This window comes from Microcella flavibacter (genome assembly GCF_012530535.1).
GTDB lineage: Bacteria > Actinomycetota > Actinomycetes > Actinomycetales > Microbacteriaceae > Microcella > Microcella flavibacter.
Genome location: NZ_CP051299.1, coordinates 454,043 through 470,922, shown reverse-complemented (window position 1 = coordinate 470,922; position 16,880 = coordinate 454,043). Strand labels below are relative to the sequence as shown.

The window sequence follows — 16,880 nt, the reverse complement described above, 5'->3', positions numbered from 1 at the left end:
GGCCCGAGCCGCGGGGGCGGTCGGGTCGAGGGGTGCGGGTGGTGTGAGGGGTGCGGATGGTGGTGGTGCGGGCCGCGAGCGCGGCGGTCGGAGGGATGGAGGGATGCGGGCCGCCCGCGCGGCCCGGCGCGCTCAGCCCTTCACGGCGCCCTGCGTCAGCCCGCCCACGATGTAGCGCTGGAGAGAGAGGAACAGGACGAACACGGGGATGGAGGCGAGCACGGCGCCGGCGGCGAAGAGCCCCCAGCGCGACGTGAGCTGGTTGGAGACCCACTGGTACATGCCGACGGCGAGAGTCCAGTTCTCCTCGCTCGTGAGCACGATGCGGGCGAGGATGAAGTCGCCGAAGGAGGCGATGAACGCCAGCAGGGCGACGACGGCGAGCACGGGCGTGACGAGGGGCATGATGATGCGCCAGAAGATCTGGGCGTGGCTGGCGCCGTCGATCTTCGCCGATTCGTCGATCTCGGTGGGGATCGAGTTGAAGAACCCGTACATGAGGAAGGTGTTGGCCCCGAGCGCGCCGCCGAGGTAGACGCAGATCAGGGCCACGGTCGAGTTGATGCCGAGGATCGGCACCACCTGCCCGAGCGCGAGCAGCAGCAGGAACACGGCGACGAAGGCCACCGTCTGCGGGAACATCTGGATGATGAGGAGCCCGGTGAGGCTCGCGCGGCGCCCCGTGAATCGGAACCGCGAGAAGGCGTAGGCGGCCGCGGCCCCCATGAGCACGGCCCCGATGGCGGATGCCCCGCCGATGTACAGCGTGTTGATCATCCAGTTCCAGTACCGGGTCTCGCCGAGGGCCGCGAAGTTGTCGACCGACACGGCGCTGAACAGGGCGCTGGATCCGGCGAGGCTCCCCCGCGGGTTGAACGCCGCCGACAGCACGTACACGAGCGGGAACACCGCGTAGAAGATGATGAGCGCCGCGACGGGGTACTTCCAGCCGACCTCGGCCCAGAACCGGCGCCGCCGGGCGGGGGCGCGGGAGTCGGCGGGCGCGGCAGCAGGGCGGGGGCCGCGCGGGGGCCGCGCGTCGCGGGGGGCGGGGGCCGTCGTCGTCACTGGTACTCCTCGAGCTTTCGGGTCTGGCGGAAGGCCAGGGCGGAGATGACGCCGATCACGATGAAGACGATGATCGAGAGGGCGCTCGCGAGGCCGTAGTCGGCCGTGCCGCCCGCGACGCCGGAGATCTGGTAGATCGCCGAGATGAGGATGTCGGTCGAGCCGAGTCCGGAGGATGAGCTCGGGAAGGCCGGCCCTCCCCCGGTGAGCATGTAGATGATCGTGAAGTTGTTGAAGTTGAAGGCGAAGGAGGCGATCGCCAGCGGCGCGGTCGACACGAGCAGCAGCGGCAGGATGATCGACCGGAAGCGCCGCCACGGGCCCGCGCCGTCGATGGTGGCGGCCTCGAGCGTCTCTCCGGGGAGGGCCTGCAGGGCCCCCGTGCAGACCAGGAACCAGTACGGGAAGCTCAGCCACAGGTTCACCCAGAGCACCGCGAACTTCGCCAGGAACGGGTCGCCGAGCCAGTTGATGTCGGCGCCGAAGAAGAAGAGGTCGTTGATGACGCCGAACTCGCTGTTGAGCATCCCGCGCCAGAGGAGGGCCGACATGAAGGCCGGGAACGCGTACGGGAGGATGAAGAGCGTGCGCAGCAGCTTGCGCGCCCGCACCCGCGGGTCGTTGTAGATGATCGCGAAGAGCAGCCCGAGGCCGAAGCTCGACAGCACGGTGAGGATCGCGAAGGCGAAGGTCCAGAGCGTGACCTCGAAGAGCGGGGCGGCGAGAGCGGTGTCGGTGAAGGCCCGCACGAAGTTGTCGAAGCCGACGGGCACGTACCAGCCGGCGGCGAGCCGCGAGCCGTCCTGCGCGACGAAGTTGCCGCGGTCGTCGGCGGCGTAGACGAGGCCGGTCTCGCTGTCGCTGATGGTCATCGCCTGCTCGTCCCAGGAGAGGGTCGAGCTGTAGATCGAGCCGGAGGTGCCGTCGCGGGTGCGGATCGAGCCGTCCTCGGGGTCGTCCGACACCGCGACGCGCAGGTTCACGACGCGCTCCTGCAGCTCCGGGTCGGAGAGCACCGCCGCACGGGGCAGCACCTCCCAGCCGGGCACGTCGACGGGGCGGTCGTCGTCGAGGGATGCCCCGCCCGCCTCGCTCAGGGGCTCGAGCTCGCTGCCGACGCGCACCCCGCCGTCGTCGACGATGGCGAAGCCGAGCTCGTCGCCGCGCTGCACGATCGCCAGCGGGTAGGTCGCCGCGCCCTCGACGCGCTGCTCGCCCTGGATGAGCGCGGCCTCGACGGCCTGCTCCATCGAGCCCGCGTGGCCCGAGCCGTAGTTCGTGAAGGCGACGTAGCCGGTGTAGCCGAGCGTGAAGATCTGGAAGATGAGGAGGAAGCTGAGGCCCGGCAGCAAGTACTTCAGCGGCAGGGCGCGCTTCGCGAGGTAGACCGCGTCGACGATGACGAGCAGCACGATCGAGGCGATGAGGATGACCCACGCCTCGGTGCGCCACGCGGCGAGGATCACCGTGATGCCGACCGCGTTGACGAGGGCCAGCAGCGCGAGCTTCACGATGAAGCCCCAGCCGAATCCGCGTCGTCGCGGCTCCAGCGGGCGCCGGGCGATCGGCGCCGTCGTGCGCGGCGCGTCGAGCTGCACCGTCATGTCATCTCCTGTCGTGGGGGTGGTGGTGCGGGAGCCCGGTGCGGGGCGGCGGCGAGGCCGCCCCGCACCGGGGGGAGGTCACCCGGCGAGCGCGGCCTCGAGGTCGGTGATCATCTGGTTCCAGGTCGTCACCGGGTCGGCCCCGTTGATGATCTGCGCCTCGGCGGCGTTCCAGAAGTCCCAGACCGAGCCCATCTCGGGGATGCTCGGCATGGGCACGCCGCCCTGGGCCGAGGCGAGGAAGCCCGCGATGATCGGGTCGCTGGCGACCTCGTCGGCGAGCACCGTCAGGGCCGGGATGCGCGGGTCGGCCTCGTACAGGGCGCGCTGCGCGTCGTCGGTGGCGAGGTGGTTGACGAGGAAGTCCGTCGCGAGCAGCGCGTTGTCGCTCTGCGAGCTGAGGAAGAAGCCCTGCACGCCCACGAACGGGGCGGCGGTCTCGCCGCCGGCCGAGGGGATGGGGTTCACGGCGACGTCGACGTCGGGGAAGGCGCTGATCGCCCAGGGGCCCTGGATCGTGTACGGCGCCTGGCCGCTGTTGAACAGCTCGTTGTTGATGTCGTAGTCGACGGTCGTCGACAGGTAGCCGGTGCCGGCGGTGCCGTTCTCGGCGAGCCACTGCGCGAAGGCCTCGCCCTGCGCGCCGCCCATGCCGACCTCGGTCGTGTACGAGCCCGAGTCGTCCTGCACGAAGACGGGGGCACCGAACGAGGTCTGCAGGCCGTACATCGTGTAGCCGTCGCCGCTCTCGCCGTTGGTGTTGATGACGAAGGGGCGCTCGGTGCCGGCGGCGAGCCCGCTGGCGATCATGTCGTCCCAGGTGGCGGGGGCCTCGTCGCCCACGAGCGCGGTGTTCTGCAGCAGGGCGATGGTCTCGAGCGAGTAGGGAAGCGCGTAGAGCTGGCCCTCGTAGGTCATGGCGTCGATGGCGACCTGCTCGAAGTCGGCCGCGCGCTCGCCGAGGTCGATCGTGTCGACGACGCCGGCGGTGACGAGCGCACCGAGCCAGTCGTGCGCACCGACGGTGATGTCGGGGCCCTCGCCGGTCGGCACCTGCGCGATGAAGTCGTTGCGCAGATCCTCGAAGTTCTTCTGCACGAGGGTGACCGTCGCCCCGGTCTCGGCCTCGAACTCCTCGGCGGCGGCGGTGATGGCGGCCTCGCGCTCGGCGTCGGTCCAGATGACGATCTCGCCGGCGCTGCCGGTCGACTCCTCGGGGGTCTCGGCCGCCGGGCTGCTGCAGCCGGCGAGGAGGAGGGCGGACGCCGCGACGGCGGCACCCATTGCCACGTGCTTGCGCATGATGTTCCTTTCGAAGGCGGTCGGTGCGCGAAGCGGCTGCGTCGCGTCGTTACGACCGGGTGGTGTGAGGTGGTGCGGTCAGTGGTGCGGTGGACGGTGCGGGAGGTGGTGCGGATGGTGGGGCGGAGCGGGGATCAGGGGACGGACAGCGCGGCGCCGTCGGGCCGGGATGTCTCGCGCGCGCGGACGGCGCGCGCCGGCACCGCCCGCACGACCGCCACGCCCCCGGCGGCGAGCGCGAGGGTACCGGTGCAGGCGGTGCCCGTGAGCAGTTCCTCCCCCGCCACCGGGATCTCGACGGGCTCGGCCGTGTGGTTGACGGCGATGAGGTAGTCGGCCTCCGCGCTCTCGCGCGTCACGAGCTCGACGCCCTCGGGCATCCCGGTCGCGCGCAGTCCGGCGTCGGCGTAGACGGCGTCGAGCACGGGGCGCAGCGCGGCGGCGTCGAGGCGGGTGCTGACGTACCAGCCCGTTCCCGCGCCGTGCGCGTTGCGGGTGATGGCCGCGCCCCCGGCGGCGGGGCCCTCGGCGTACCGGGCGATCACCTCGGCGCCGATCGGGTCGAGGTCCTCCTGCCAGACGTCGGCCGGCAGCTCGATCGCCGGGCCGTCGTGCTGCCAGCGCAGCGCGGCGGTCTCGCCCTCGCGCAGCGGCAGGTGCTCCTCGACGCGCACGCCGAGGGCCTCGTGCAGCGGCGCGAGGAACCCGCCGGGATGCACGGCGTCGTGCTCGTCGACGACGGCCGAGAAGAACGACACGAGCAGCGTGCCGCCCCGTGCGACGTACTCGTCGAGGTTCGCCGCGTCGGCCGCGGTCAGCAGGTACTGCGCCGGCGCGACGACGAGCGGGTAGGCCGAGAGGTCGTCGCCCGGTAGCACGAAGTCGACCGTGAGGCCGTCGCGCCAGAGCCGCTCGTAGTAGCGGCGCACGAGGTCGCGGTGGTCGACGTCGCACGAGGGGCGCCAGTCGAGATCCTGCGCCCAGAACGACTCGAAGTCCCACAGCATGGCGACGTCGGCGCGCACGGTCGAGCCGCGCAGCTCGCCGAGGCGGCCGAGCTTCTCGCCGAGGTCGACGACCTCGCGCCAGACCCGCGAGCGGGTGCCGGCGTGCGGCAGCATCGCCGAGTGGAACTTCTCGGCGCCCGAGCGCCCGGCGCGCCACTGGAAGAACAGGATGCCGTCCGCTCCGCGCCCGAGGTGGCTGAACGCGTTGCGCGCCATCTCGCCGGGCGTCTTCGCGATGTTGCGCGGCTGCCAGTTGACGGCCGAGGTCGAGTGCTCCATGAGCATCCAGGGGGCGCCGCGGCCGACCGAGCGGGTGAGGTCGGCGGCGATCGCGAGCCCGATGTGCGCTTCGGGGTCGGCGGCCCAGAGGTAGTGGTCGTCCGAGACGAGGTCCATCTCGTCGCCCCAGGCCCAGAGGTCGGTGGTCCAGCTCTGGTTGGCCATCATGTTCGTCGTGATCGGCTGCGGGGCGTGCGCCCGGATGGCCTCGCGCTCGATGATGAAGCACTCGCGCAGCTGGTGGTCGGTGAAGCGGGCGAAGTCGAGCTTCTGCGCGGGGTTGACGGTCGAGGGGGCGGCGGCCGGCGTGCCGACGTGCCGCCAGTCGGTGTAGTGCTGACCCCAGAAGGCGGTGCCCCAGGCGGCGTTGAGCGCGTCGAGGTCGCCGTAGCGCTCCTGCAGCCAGACGCGGAAGGCGGCGGCGCTCTGCGGCGAGTGGTCCTCGCCGACGGGCACGCCGTACTCGTTGTGCACGTGCCACAGCACGACGGCCGGGTGGTCGGCGTAGCGGGCGGCGAGGGCGTCGGCGATGCGGGCGATCGCCTCGCGGTAGGCGGGCGAGGAGGGCGAGGCCATGCCGCGGGAGCCGAAGCCCATGACGACGCCGTCGCGGTTCACGACGCGGGCCTCGGGATGCGCGGCGAAGAACCAGGCGGGCGGCGAGGCGGTGGGCGTGCCCAGGTCGACGGCCACCCCGTTCTCGTGCAGCAGGTCGATGATCTCGTCGAGCCACGAGAAGTCGAAGACGCCCTCGCTCGTCTCGATGAGCGCCCACGAGAAGATGCCGATGCTCACGAGGTTCACCCCGGCCTCGCGCATGAGCGCGACGTCCTCGCGCCAGACGTCGCGGGGCCACTGCTCGGGGTTGTAATCGCCGCCGAAGGCGATGCCGGGCAGCGCGGGCCAGGGGGTACTGCGGTTCATGACACTCCATCGGATCGAACTGGGACCGGTCACAGCCTGCGGCACGGGATGCTCGGCCCGCCACCGCGCCGCCGGTTTCGTTACCGGACTGTGACCGGTCTCAGTCGGTGCGCTCCCGTCGACCGGGGCGACCATCGCCGCGGCGGCCGCGACGGGTAGAGTCCCCCTCGTGACCGAGACGAGCGCCCCCGCGCGCAGGCCCACGATCCGCGACATCGCCGTCGCGGCCGGCGTCTCGCGCGGCACCGTCTCGCGGGTGCTCAACGGCGGCCACTGGGTCTCGCCCGAGGCGCGCGAGGCGGTCGAGGAGGCGATCCGCGCGAGCGGCTACACCGCGAACCACGCCGCCCGCAGCCTCGCCACCGGGCGGGCCAACTCGCTCGCCTTCCTGCTCACCGAGCCGCAGCACCTGCTGTTCGACGACCCCACCTTCGCGCTCCTGCTGCGCGGCGCGGCCGCCGCCCTCGCCCAGCGGCGCATGACGCTCGTACTGCTCGTCGCCGGCACCCCCGAGGAGCGCGCGACCATCGAGCACTACGTGCGCGCGGGCCACGTCGACGGCGTCATGCTCATCTCCTCGCACGAGGCAGACCCGCTGCTCGGCTCGCTGCTCGGCGCGGGCATCCCGACCGTGTGCTGCGGCATCCCCCTCGGCCATCAGCACGACACCCCCTTCGTCTCGGTCGACGAGATCGGCTCGGCCCGCACGATGACGCGCCACCTGCTCGATCGCGGCCACGAGCGCATCGCGATGATCGCGGGCCCGCAGGACACCCCGGGCGGGCGCTACCGGCTCGACGGGTTCCGCGAGGAGATGGGCGGCCGGTTCCGGCCCGAGCTCGTTGTCGAGGGCGACTACGGCATGGAGAGCGGCGCGGCCGCGATGGCCCGCCTGCTCGCGACCGGCGAGCGCATCGACGCCGTCTTCGCCGCCTCCGACCTCATGGCCTCCGGGGCGATCCAGACGCTGCGCGCGGCCGGGATGCGCGTGCCCGACGACATCGCGGTGGCGGGCTTCGACGACTCCGGCCTCGCCGCGACGCACGAGCCCCCGCTCACCACGATGCGCCAGCCCTGGCAGCGCATCAGCGAGGAGATGGTCGGGATGCTGCTCGAGGCGATCGCCGGCCGGCCGACGACGCCCCTGACGCTCGGCACCGAGCTGGTCGTGCGCGAGAGCGCCTGAGCGGGGCATCCCGCATCGGGGATCTCGCTACGCGAAGTCGGCGTCGGGCCCCATCGGCTCGACGCCGAGGGCGACCGGGGCCTTCCAGCCGGAGGCGAGCGAGTCGCCCGACTCGTCGAGGTAGCAGAGCCCGCACAGCGACTCGTAGGCCACGTCGACGCCGTCGATGGCCACCTGGTCGCCGTCGAAGACGAACTTGCCGTCGATCGTGCGCGCGTTGAAGACGGCCTTGCGGCCGCAGCGGCAGATCGTCTTGAGCTCCTCGAGGGAGTGCGCGATCTCGAGCAGGCGGCGACTGCCGGGGAAGGCCGCCGTCTGGAAGTCGGTGCGGATGCCGTACGCCAGCACCGGGATGCCCTCGCGGATGGCGATGCGCAGCAGATCGTCGACCTGCTGCGGGCTGAAGAACTGGGCCTCGTCGACGAGCAGGCACGCCACGTCGACGCCGTCGGCCCGGATCTCGGCCTCGCGCTCGCGCTGGAAGACCGCGTAGACGTCGTCGCTCGCGCCGATCGTGAAGTCGACAGGGCGCGAGACGCCGAGGCGCGAGACGATGAGCTGCTCGCCCTTGGTGTCGATGAGCGGCTTCGCGAGCAGCACCTTCTGCCCGCGCTCCTCGTAGTTGTAGGCGGCCTGCAGCAGAGCCGTGCTCTTGCCGCTGTTCATCGCTCCGTAGCGGAAGTACAGTTTCGCCATTACTGCAGGTACCCGTCCTCGGCTGCTCGTCTGATCAGATCGGTCTTCGTGCTCGCGGGGCGCCCCGTCTTCGCGTACTTCTCGCGCACGCGGCGCAGGTAGGTCTTCGCCGTCTCGTACTGCACGTGCATCTCGCTCGCGACCTGCGCCGTCGACATGCCCGCGACGTAGAGGCTCAGCGCCTCGCGCTCGCTCACCGAGAGCTTGGGTCGGGGCGGCCTGCGGGCGCCGCTCGGCAGCGGGCGCCACTCGCGCACCGGCTCGCCGCTCGACTGCATGCCCATGACCTGCCGCGCGGCGTCCATGACGTCGGCGAGCGGCAGCGCCTTGGAGAGGAACGCCGCCGCACCCGCGTCGAGCGCGCGCTCGCGGGCCTCCTCGGTGTCGAGGCTCGTCAGCACGATGACCTTCGCGCCCGCGGCGCGGCAGGTGCGCACGCGCGCCTCGATCGACACGGGCTCCTGCAGCTGGAAGTCGAGCAGCACGAGATCGGTCGGGAACTGGTCGCTCTGCACGAGCTCGAACCAGGTCGGCGCGGTGAGCACGAGGTCGAAGTCGGGCGCGTTCTGCGAGATCCACGTGCTGAGGCTGTCGAGCAGCAGCTCGTGATCGTCGAGGATGGCGAGTCTCACCGACCCCGTCGCGGGCACCCTCGTCTCCATGGCCACGACTCTATTCCGAACGGGCGGGCCTCGGGCGGCGGCGGGCCGGGGGCGGTCGGGCGCGCGGCCGACGGCTCAGAAGAGCATGCCGGGGCTCGTCGCCGGCGGGGATGCGGCGGCCGACGCGTCGGCGGGCATCCCGCGCCGCACTCCGCGGTGCGGCCCCGAGGGGTCGGCGGCGAGGGCGCGCGTGCGCAGCGGGGCCCCGGCCGCGACCGTGCCGGTGGCGGGGTCGAGCGGCCTGCTGCCGAGGCCGTGGCGACGTCGGGCATCCCGTACCCGCTCGGCGAGCCACGAGCGGTAGCCGGCCGGCGGGTGCGGGCCGCCCGCGTAGAGCTCGCGGTAGCGGGGCACGAGGGCGGGATGCTCGCGCTCGAGCCAGGCGAGGTACCACTCGCGCACCCCCGGCTTGAGGTGCAGCGCCGAGGCCATGACCGAGCGGGCGCCCGCGGCGCGGATGCGCTCGAAGGCCGTGTCGAGATGCGCGCGGGTGTCGGTGAGGTCGGGCAGCACCGGCATCATGAGCACGCTCGGTGCGAAGCCCGCTGCGGCGGCGGCGGTGATCGTGGCGAGCCGGGCCTCGGTCGAGGGGGTGCCCGGCTCGAGCGACTGCTGCAGGGCGTCGTCGTAGATCGCGATCGACATGCTGAGCTCGACGGGCACGTGCTCGCGGGCCCGGGCGAGCAGCGGCAGGTCGCGGCGCAGCAGCGTGCCCTTGGTCAGGATGCTCAACGGGGTGCCGCTCTCGGTGAGCGCCGTGATGATGCCGGGCATGAGACCGTAGCGGCCCTCGGCCCGCTGGTACGGGTCGGTGTTCGTGCCGAGCGCGACCGGGTCGCGGCTCCAGCTCGGCCGGCGCAGCTCGCGCGCGAGCACCTCGGCGACGTTCACCTTGACGACGATCTCGCGGTCGAAGCCCTCGCCCGTGTCGAGGTCGAGGTAGGCGTGGGTCGGCCGGGCGAAGCAGTACACGCAGGCGTGCGTGCAGCCCCGGTACGGATTGACGGTGTGGCCGAAGGGCAGCGAGCCGCCTCCGCCGGGCACCCGGTTGAGCGCCGATTTCGCGAGCACCTCGTGAAAGGTGATGCCGGCGAACTCCGGCGGCCGCACCGTGCGCACGAGCCCGCTGCGCTCGAGGGCCGAGCGCCGGGCGAGCGCGGCGGTGTCGACGAGCTCGGGCAGGGCATCCGCCTGCTGCGCCCCCACCGTCTGCCCGCTCCACCGCATGGCAGCATTCGAACACACGTTCGAATGTCTGTCAAGCCGGGGTGCGGCTTAGGCTCGCGGTATGCCGATGATCGATCTCAACAGCGACCTCGGCGAGTCGTACGGCGATGCGATCGTCGGCGATGACGCGGCGATGATGCCGCTCGTCACGAGCGCGAACCTCGCCTGCGGCGCGCACGGCGGCGACCCCGCGACCATGGCCGCGGCCTGCGCGTCGGCCGTCGCCCACGGCGTCGCGATCGGCGCCCACCCCTCCTACGACGATCGCGCGGGTTTCGGCCGCCGCGATCTCGAGGTCGCTCCGGCCGTGCTCGCCGCGCAGCTGCGCGCGCAGCTCGCCACCCTGACCGCCGCGGCCGAGGCCGCCGGGGGCCGGGTGCGCTACCTGAAGCCCCACGGCGCGCTCTACAACCGCATCGTGCACAATCCCGCGCGGGCCGCGGTCGTCGCGGATGCCGCCGCCGCGGAGGGCGTACCGCTGATGGGGATGCCCGGCAGCGCCGCCGAGCGCGCGGCCGCGGCCGCGGGCATCCCGTTCCTCGCCGAGGGCTTCGCCGATCGCGCCTACCGCGCCGACGGCTCGCTCGTGCCGAGGTCCGAACCCGGAGCGGTGCTGCACGACCCCGATCTCATCGCCGCGCGCGCCGTTCGGCTCGCCCTCGAGGGCGTCGTCGAGACGATCGACGGGTCGCTCATCGCGCTGCCCGTGCGCTCGCTCTGCGTGCACGGCGACACCCCCGGCGCGGTCGCGATCGCGCGGGCCGTGCGCACGGCGCTGCTCGACGCCGGCATCGCGATCGAGTCGCTCGTCTGATGCGCCTGCTGCCCGCCGGCGACCGCGCGCTGCTCGCCGAGTTCGACTCGCTCGCCGGGGCACTCGCCGCACATGCCGCCTGGGGCATGAATGCACCCGTGGGGGTGCTCGAGCTCGTGCCGGCCGCGCGCACCGTGCTCGTGCGGATCGATCCGGCGGTGCTCGGCCTCGGGCACGCGGAGCACTGGTTGCGTGCGACCGCGAGCGCCGGCGAGGGCGGCGCGGGGTCGCGCGGTGCGCGGGGCGGGCGGAGCATCCCGATCGCCGTGGAGTACGACGGCGAGGATCTCGCGGCCGTCGCCGAGGCCTGGGGGTGCACGGTCGCCGAGGTCGCCGAGCGGCACGCGGCCGTCGAGTGGGTCTGCGCGTTCTCGGGCTTCGCGCCCGGGTTCCCGTACCTCGTCCCGGCCGCGCTGCTCAGCGACGCAGAGGCCGCCGACCCGCTGCCCGCACTCCCCCGCCGCGCGACCTCGCGGCCGCGGGTGCCGGCCGGCGCGGTCGCCCTCGCCGCCGAGTACTGCGGCGTCTACCCGCGCGAGTCGCCCGGCGGCTGGCAGCTCATCGGGCGCACCGACGCGGTGCTGTGGGATGCGGCGCGCGAGCAGCCCGCGCTCATCGCGCCGGGCGACCGGGTGCGGTTCGTGCCGGTCGAGTCGATCGGGGGCCCCGCGGCAGAGGCGGCGCGGGATGCTCCGCCCGCGCCGATCGCGCCCGACCGCGCCCTGCGCGTGCTCGACCCCGGCCCGCGCACGCTCGTGCAGGACCTCGGGCGCCCCGGCCTCGCGCACCTCGGCGTCGGAGCGGCGGGGGCCATGGACCGCGCCGCCCACCGGCTCGCCAACCGCCTCGTCGGCAATCCCGAGCACGCGGCGACCCTCGAGGTGCTGCTCGGCGGCCTCGTGCTCGCCCTGCCGGCGGGCGCCTGGGTCGCTGTCACCGGCGGCACCGGCCCCGTCACCCTCGATGGCCGGCCCGTCGCCCCGCGCACCGCCGTGCGCGCCGAGCGCGACGGCGCCGAGCTGCGCCTCGGGATGCTCGAGCACGGCCTGCGCGCCGTCCTCGCCGTGCGCGGCGGCGTCGACGTGCCGGCCACCCTGGGCTCGCGGTCGCGCGACACCCTCGCCGGGCTCGGGCCGGCGCCCCTCGCCGCCGGGGACGCGCTGCCCCTCGGCCCGGAGCCGCCGACGCCCGTGCCCGCCGTCGACCTCGTGCCGCTCGACCCGCCGACGGACGGCGCGGTCGAGCTCGCGGTGCGGCCCGGTCCGCGCCGCGACTGGTTCGAGCGGGCCGCGTGGCAGGCGCTGCTCGACGCCGAGTGGACGGTCTCGGCGCGCAGCGACCGCACGGGCGTGCGGCTCGACGGCCCGGTGCTCGCGCGCGAGCCCTCGGCCGTCGGGCGCGAGCTGCCCAGCGAGGGGATGCTGCCCGGGAGCATCCAGGTCTCGCCCGACGGCGCCCCCACCGTGCTCGGCCCCGACGCGCCCGTCACCGGCGGCTACCCCGTCATCGCGGTGGTGACGGATGCCGCGCTCGACCTGCTCGCCCAGCTGCGGCCCGGCCAGCCGGTGCGCCTGCGGCTCGCGACCGGCCGCCGCTGAGCCGCGCGGCTCTTGCCTCTCAAGCCATCGTCCCGGCACGCGCAGCCCCCGCATCGTGCACGAATGCAGGACTCGCTCGGCGTGTCGGCTCCGGCGACGCGGCGACACACCGAACCCCCGCCGCTGAGTCCTGCATTTGCGCGCACGGAGCCGGTCAGAGCGCGACCTCTCGCCCCTCCCACCGGGCCCGCAGCCAGCGGTCGTGCGACGCCACGACGACCGCGCCCGGGTAGGTGCCGAGCGCCGCCTCGAGCTCGCCGGCGAGCCGCAGCGACAGGTGGTTCGTCGGCTCGTCGAGCAGCAGCAGGTGCGGCGGCCGCGCGATGACGAGCGCGAGGGCGAGCCGGCGCTGCTGGCCGAGCGAGAGCGCTCCGACAGGGCGGTCGAGGTCGGCGGGTGCGATGAGCCCGAGCTCGCGCAGCGGGAGGGCGGCGGCGCGCTGCTCGCCGATGGCTCCCGCGTAGATGGCGCGCGGCGTGCGCGAGGGGTCGGCGAAGCGGGCGTCCTGCTCGAGTGTTCCGACGCGCAGCCCGCGCCGGGCATCCCGAACGCCCTCGTGCGCGAGCGCCCCCGCGAGCACGGCCAGCAGCGTCGACTTGCCCGCGCCGTTCGCCCCCGTCACGAGCACGCGGTCGAGCGCGCCGATGCGCAGGTCGATCGGCGCGAGCCGGCCGGACACCGCAGCGCCGCGCAGCTGCACGAGCACGCCGTCGGTGATCGGCGTCGTGCCCGCCGGCACGCCGGAGAAGGTGAGCGGTGCGGGAGGTTTGCGCAGCTGCTCGGCCTCGAGCCGTTCGAGCCGCTGCTCGGCGCTGCGCACCCGTCGGCGGGTCGCCGCCTCGGTGCGCCGGCCCGTGAAGTGCCCGATGAACTTGTCGTTGTCGCGCGGCGGGCGCGGCCCGGTATCGAGGGCCCGGGCCGTCACCGCGACGCCGCCCCGCAGCCGGTCGAGCTCCCGCTGCTCCTCGGCGAAGCGCTGCTCCCAGCGCTCCCGCTCGCGCGCCTTCTCGACGAGGTACTCGCTGAACCCGCCGCCGTAGCGCTGCGCCACCGCCCCCTCGGGCCCGCCGTGCGCCCGCCGCGCCGGGTCGAGGTCGACGATCGCCGTCGCCGCCTCGTCGAGCATGGCGCGGTCGTGGCTCGCGAACAGCACCGGTCCTCGCCAGCCGAGCAGGGCCGTGCGCAGGGTCGCGACCGCGGCGTCGTCGAGGTGGTTGGTGGGCTCATCGAGCAGCAGGGCCTCGGGGCGCTCCAGCAGCAGGGCCGCGAGCGCCAGCCGGCTGCGCTGCCCGCCCGACACGGCGCCGAGCGGCGTGCTGAGCGGGATGCCCGCCACGCCGAACCCGTCGAGCAGGGCATCCCGGCGCGCCGGCCAGCCCCACAGCTCGACCCGTTCGGCGGCAGCGAGCGCCCCGGCGTACCGGTCGGCGGCGGCCGCCGGAGCGGCGCCGCCGGCCTCCCCCGCCCGCCCGGCCTCCCCCGCCAGCCCGGCCGCCGCGCTCTCCAGCTCGCGCTCGAGCGCGCGCAGCGGCGCGACCGCCGCGTCGATGAGCGACCCGACCGGCGCCGTCGGGTCGAAGGGCACCTCCTGCGGCAGGTAGCCGAGCCGCGCGGGACGGGAAACCTCCCCCGCGTCGGCCGGGTCGAGCCCGGCGAGGATGCGCAGCAGCGTCGACTTGCCCGCCCCGTTCTCGCCGATGAGACCGATGCGCGCGCCCGCGGGTACGACGAGGTCGACGCCGTCGAGCACGGGCCCGCGGTCGAAGGAGCGGGCGAGGCCGCGCGCGATGATCGCGTCGGTCGCGGCGGTCGCGATGGTCGTGGCGCCGTCAGCGGCCGCCGAGGAGAACGAGGGAGATGACATGGGATGCCCGTCGAGTCGCAGTGATCCCGCCGGGCAGGGCCTCGGGCGCGGGATGGTCGTCGACGTCAGATCAGCATGTCGGGGTCGACGGTACGCGAACCCCCGCGCGGGCGTCAACCCGCGCCGGGCATCCCGAAACGCCATCGGCGGGGCGCCGCGCTTTCGTTCGCCGACATGCAGGAGCCATCCGGCGCGTCGGCCTCGGGCAGGCGGCAACACGCCGGGCTCCGACCCCGTGCTCCTGAATCTGTGCACGCCCCGGTCACGCCGAGGAGGTCGACCGACCGGCTAGTGGATGCCCGCCGCGCGCTCCGCCGTCTCCACCACGTTCGCGAGCAGCAGTGCGCGGGTCATGGGGCCGACGCCGCCCGGGTTCGGCGAGATCCACGACGCCACCTCGGCGACGTCGTCAGCCACGTCGCCCGCGATGCGCGACTCGCCCGTCTCCGCGTCGACGACCCGCGAGACGCCGACGTCGAGCACGATCGCGCCGGGCTTCACGTCGGCGGCCGAGACGATGCCGGGCACGCCCGCGGCGGCGACGATGACGTCGGCGCGGCGCAGGTGCGCGGGCAGGTCGCGGGTGCCGGTGTGGGTGAGCGTCACGGTGGCGTTGATCTCGCGCCGGGTCAGCAGCGCGCCGATCGCGCGGCCGACGGTGACGCCGCGGCCGATGACGACGACGTCGAGGCCGTCCCAGGAGAGGCCGTGGCGCTGCACGAGCTCGATGACTCCGCGCGGCGTGCAGGGCAGCGGGGTGTCGATCTCGCGGCTCGCACGCAGCACGAGCCGGCCGAGGTTCGTCGGGTGCAGTCCGTCGGCGTCCTTCGCGGGGTCGACCCGCTCGAGGATCGCGTCGGTGTCGATGTGCTTCGGCAACGGCAGCTGCACGATGAAGCCCGTGACGGCGGGGTCGGCGTTGAGGTCGTCGATGACGGCCTCAAGCTCGGCCTGCGTCGTCGACTCCGGCAGGTCGCGGCGGATCGACGCGATGCCGACCTCGGCGCAGTCCTTGTGCTTGCCGCCGACGTACCACCGGGATCCGGGGTCGTCGCCGACGAGCACCGTCGCGAGTCCGGGCACGATGCCGCGGCCCGCGAGCACGCGGACGCGCTCGGTGAGCTCGGCCTTGATCGTGCGGGCGGTGGCGGTTCCGTCGAGGCGCTGGGCGGGCATCCCGGAGCCCCCGCTCACAGACCCGGGTACAGGGGGAAGGCGTCGGCGAGCGCCGCGACGCGGCCGCGCAGGGCGGCGACGTCGGGGCTCGGCATGAGGGTGCGCGCGATGATGTCGGCGACCTCGGTGAACTGCTCCTCGCCGAATCCGCGGGTCGCGAGCGCGGGGGTGCCGATGCGCACACCGCTCGTCACCATCGGCGGGCGGGGGTCGAAGGGCACGCCGTTGCGGTTGACGGTGATGCCGACCTCGTGCAGCAGGTCCTCCGCCTCGAGGCCGTTGAGGGGCGAGGTGCGCAGGTCGACGAGGGCGAGGTGCACGTCGGTGCCGCCCGTGAGCACGTTGACGCCCGCGGCGATCGCGTCATCCTGGGTGAGGCGGTCGGCGAGGATGCGCGCGCCGGCGATCGTGCGCTCCTGGCGCTCCACGAACTCCGGCAGGGCCGCGAGCTTGAACGCCACGGCCTTCGCCGCGATGACGTGCATGAGCGGCCCGCCCTGCTGACCCGGGAACACGGCCGAGTTGAGCTTCTTGAACAGCGACTCGTCGTTGCTGAGGATGATGCCCGAGCGGGGGCCGGCGAGGGTCTTGTGCACGGTCGAGCTGACGACGTGCGCGTGGGGCAGCGGCGAGGGGTGCAGGCCCGCGGCGACGAGGCCGGCGAAGTGGGCCATGTCGACCCAGAGCTTGGCGCCGACCTCGTCGGCGATGGCGCGGAAGGCGGCGAAGTCGAGCTGGCGCGAGTAGGCCGACCAGCCCGCGATGATGACCGTCGGCTTGACCTCGAGGGCCTTGGCGCGCACGACGTCCATGTCCACGAGCATCGTCTCGGGGTCGACGCCGTAGCTGGTGGCGTTGTAGACCTTGCCCGAGAAGTTGAGCTTCATGCCATGGGTGAGGTGGCCGCCGTGGGCGAGCTCGAGGCCGAGGATGGTGTCGCCCGGCTGGGCGAGGGCGTGCAGCACGGCGGCGCTCGCGGAGGCGCCGGAGTGGGGCTGCACGTTGGCGAACTGGGCGCCGAAGAGGCTCTTGGCCCGCTCGATGGCGAGGTTCTCGGCGATGTCGACGAACTCGCAGCCGCCGTAGTAGCGCTTGCCGGGGTAGCCCTCGGCGTACTTGTTGGTGAGCACCGAGCCCTGCGCCTCGAGGATGGCGCGCGAGACGAAGTTCTCGCTCGCGATCATCTCGAGGGTGTCGCGCTGACGGCCGAGCTCCTGCTCGAGCACGGCGGCGATCTCGGGGTCGACGTCGATGAGCGCGTCGTTGAAGGAACTGGGCAGGCTGGACACGGGATGCTCCTCAGGTACTGGCGGGCGCGCGGGCGCTCGCGGGTGTGTGGACGAGCAGCCCAGGCGGACGGCGGCTCACCGTGTCGGTCGCTCCCTGATGGTGCCCCATCTCAACGCCAGTCGCGACGGGTCAAGTGTACGCGCCCGCGCCCGACGCCAGCCAGGGCATCCGCCCGGAGCCCGC

General features: G+C 73.8%; 13 protein-coding genes and 1 riboswitch. Of the genes, 3 read left to right on the top strand and 10 right to left on the bottom strand.

The window, feature by feature from the left end:
• Positions 1-132: 132 nt before the first annotated feature.
• The 4 genes from HGB54_RS02205 to HGB54_RS02190 form a co-directional block, all read right to left on the bottom strand.
• Positions 133-1,068 (bottom strand): sugar ABC transporter permease, encoded by a 936-nt coding sequence (locus HGB54_RS02205; RefSeq protein ID WP_168915007.1) that lies wholly within the window; start codon positions 1,066-1,068, stop codon positions 133-135.
• Positions 1,065-2,672, bottom strand: coding sequence for an ABC transporter permease subunit (locus HGB54_RS02200; RefSeq protein WP_168915006.1), 1,608 nt, complete (start codon positions 2,670-2,672; stop codon positions 1,065-1,067). Before HGB54_RS02200 ends, HGB54_RS02205 begins: the two co-directional genes overlap by 4 nt.
• 78 nt (positions 2,673-2,750) lie before the next feature.
• The gene (locus tag HGB54_RS02195) at positions 2,751-3,974 is read right to left on the bottom strand and encodes a sugar ABC transporter substrate-binding protein (RefSeq protein ID WP_168915005.1); all 1,224 of its coding nucleotides are present in this window, start codon (positions 3,972-3,974) and stop codon (positions 2,751-2,753) included.
• Positions 3,975-4,108: 134 nt separating this feature from the next.
• Complete coding sequence (locus tag HGB54_RS02190; protein ID WP_168915004.1) at positions 4,109-6,184, bottom strand: beta-galactosidase; 2,076 nt, start codon at positions 6,182-6,184, stop codon at positions 4,109-4,111.
• A 169-nt stretch (positions 6,185-6,353) separates the two neighbouring features.
• On the opposite strand from HGB54_RS02190, the gene HGB54_RS02185 reads away from it, so the two are divergent.
• Entirely contained in the window at positions 6,354-7,370 is a 1,017-nt protein-coding gene (locus HGB54_RS02185; RefSeq protein ID WP_168915003.1) for a LacI family DNA-binding transcriptional regulator, read from the top strand.
• 27 nt (positions 7,371-7,397) lie between these two features.
• Here the strand turns inward: HGB54_RS02185 and HGB54_RS02180 are convergent, their stop codons facing one another.
• The 3 genes from HGB54_RS02180 to HGB54_RS02170 form a co-directional block, all read right to left on the bottom strand.
• Positions 7,398-8,066, bottom strand: a complete 669-nt coding sequence (locus HGB54_RS02180; protein ID WP_168915002.1) for a thymidine kinase — start codon at positions 8,064-8,066, stop codon at positions 7,398-7,400.
• Positions 8,066-8,728, bottom strand: a complete 663-nt coding sequence (locus HGB54_RS02175) for a response regulator transcription factor (protein ID WP_168915001.1) — start codon at positions 8,726-8,728, stop codon at positions 8,066-8,068. Before HGB54_RS02175 ends, HGB54_RS02180 begins: the two co-directional genes overlap by 1 nt.
• Before the next feature lie 75 nt (positions 8,729-8,803).
• Entirely contained in the window at positions 8,804-9,955 is a 1,152-nt protein-coding gene (locus tag HGB54_RS02170; RefSeq protein ID WP_168915000.1) for an Rv2578c family radical SAM protein, read from the bottom strand.
• A gap of 61 nt (positions 9,956-10,016) precedes the next feature.
• On the opposite strand from HGB54_RS02170, the gene HGB54_RS02165 reads away from it, so the two are divergent.
• Positions 10,017-10,769, top strand: a complete 753-nt coding sequence (locus HGB54_RS02165) for a LamB/YcsF family protein (protein WP_168914999.1) — start codon at positions 10,017-10,019, stop codon at positions 10,767-10,769.
• Entirely contained in the window at positions 10,769-12,367 is a 1,599-nt protein-coding gene (locus HGB54_RS02160) for a 5-oxoprolinase subunit B/C family protein (protein WP_168914998.1), read from the top strand. The genes HGB54_RS02165 and HGB54_RS02160 overlap by 1 nt, the downstream gene beginning before the upstream one ends.
• A 154-nt stretch (positions 12,368-12,521) precedes the next feature.
• Here HGB54_RS02160 and HGB54_RS02155 read toward each other — a convergent pair whose 3' ends face one another.
• From HGB54_RS02155 to glyA, 3 genes are all read right to left on the bottom strand, one after another.
• The gene (locus tag HGB54_RS02155; protein ID WP_168914997.1) at positions 12,522-14,231 is read right to left on the bottom strand and encodes an ABC-F family ATP-binding cassette domain-containing protein; all 1,710 of its coding nucleotides are present in this window, start codon (positions 14,229-14,231) and stop codon (positions 12,522-12,524) included.
• A gap of 288 nt (positions 14,232-14,519) precedes the next feature.
• Positions 14,520-15,407 (bottom strand): bifunctional methylenetetrahydrofolate dehydrogenase/methenyltetrahydrofolate cyclohydrolase, encoded by an 888-nt coding sequence (locus HGB54_RS02150; RefSeq protein WP_168914996.1) that lies wholly within the window; start codon positions 15,405-15,407, stop codon positions 14,520-14,522.
• 14 nt (positions 15,408-15,421) lie between these two features.
• Positions 15,422-16,696 (bottom strand): serine hydroxymethyltransferase, encoded by a 1,275-nt coding sequence (glyA, locus tag HGB54_RS02145; protein ID WP_168914995.1) that lies wholly within the window; start codon positions 16,694-16,696, stop codon positions 15,422-15,424.
• 50 nt (positions 16,697-16,746) lie between these two features.
• A riboswitch (ZMP/ZTP riboswitch) is annotated at positions 16,747-16,830 on the bottom strand.
• Between the last annotated feature and the right edge of the window lie 50 nt (positions 16,831-16,880).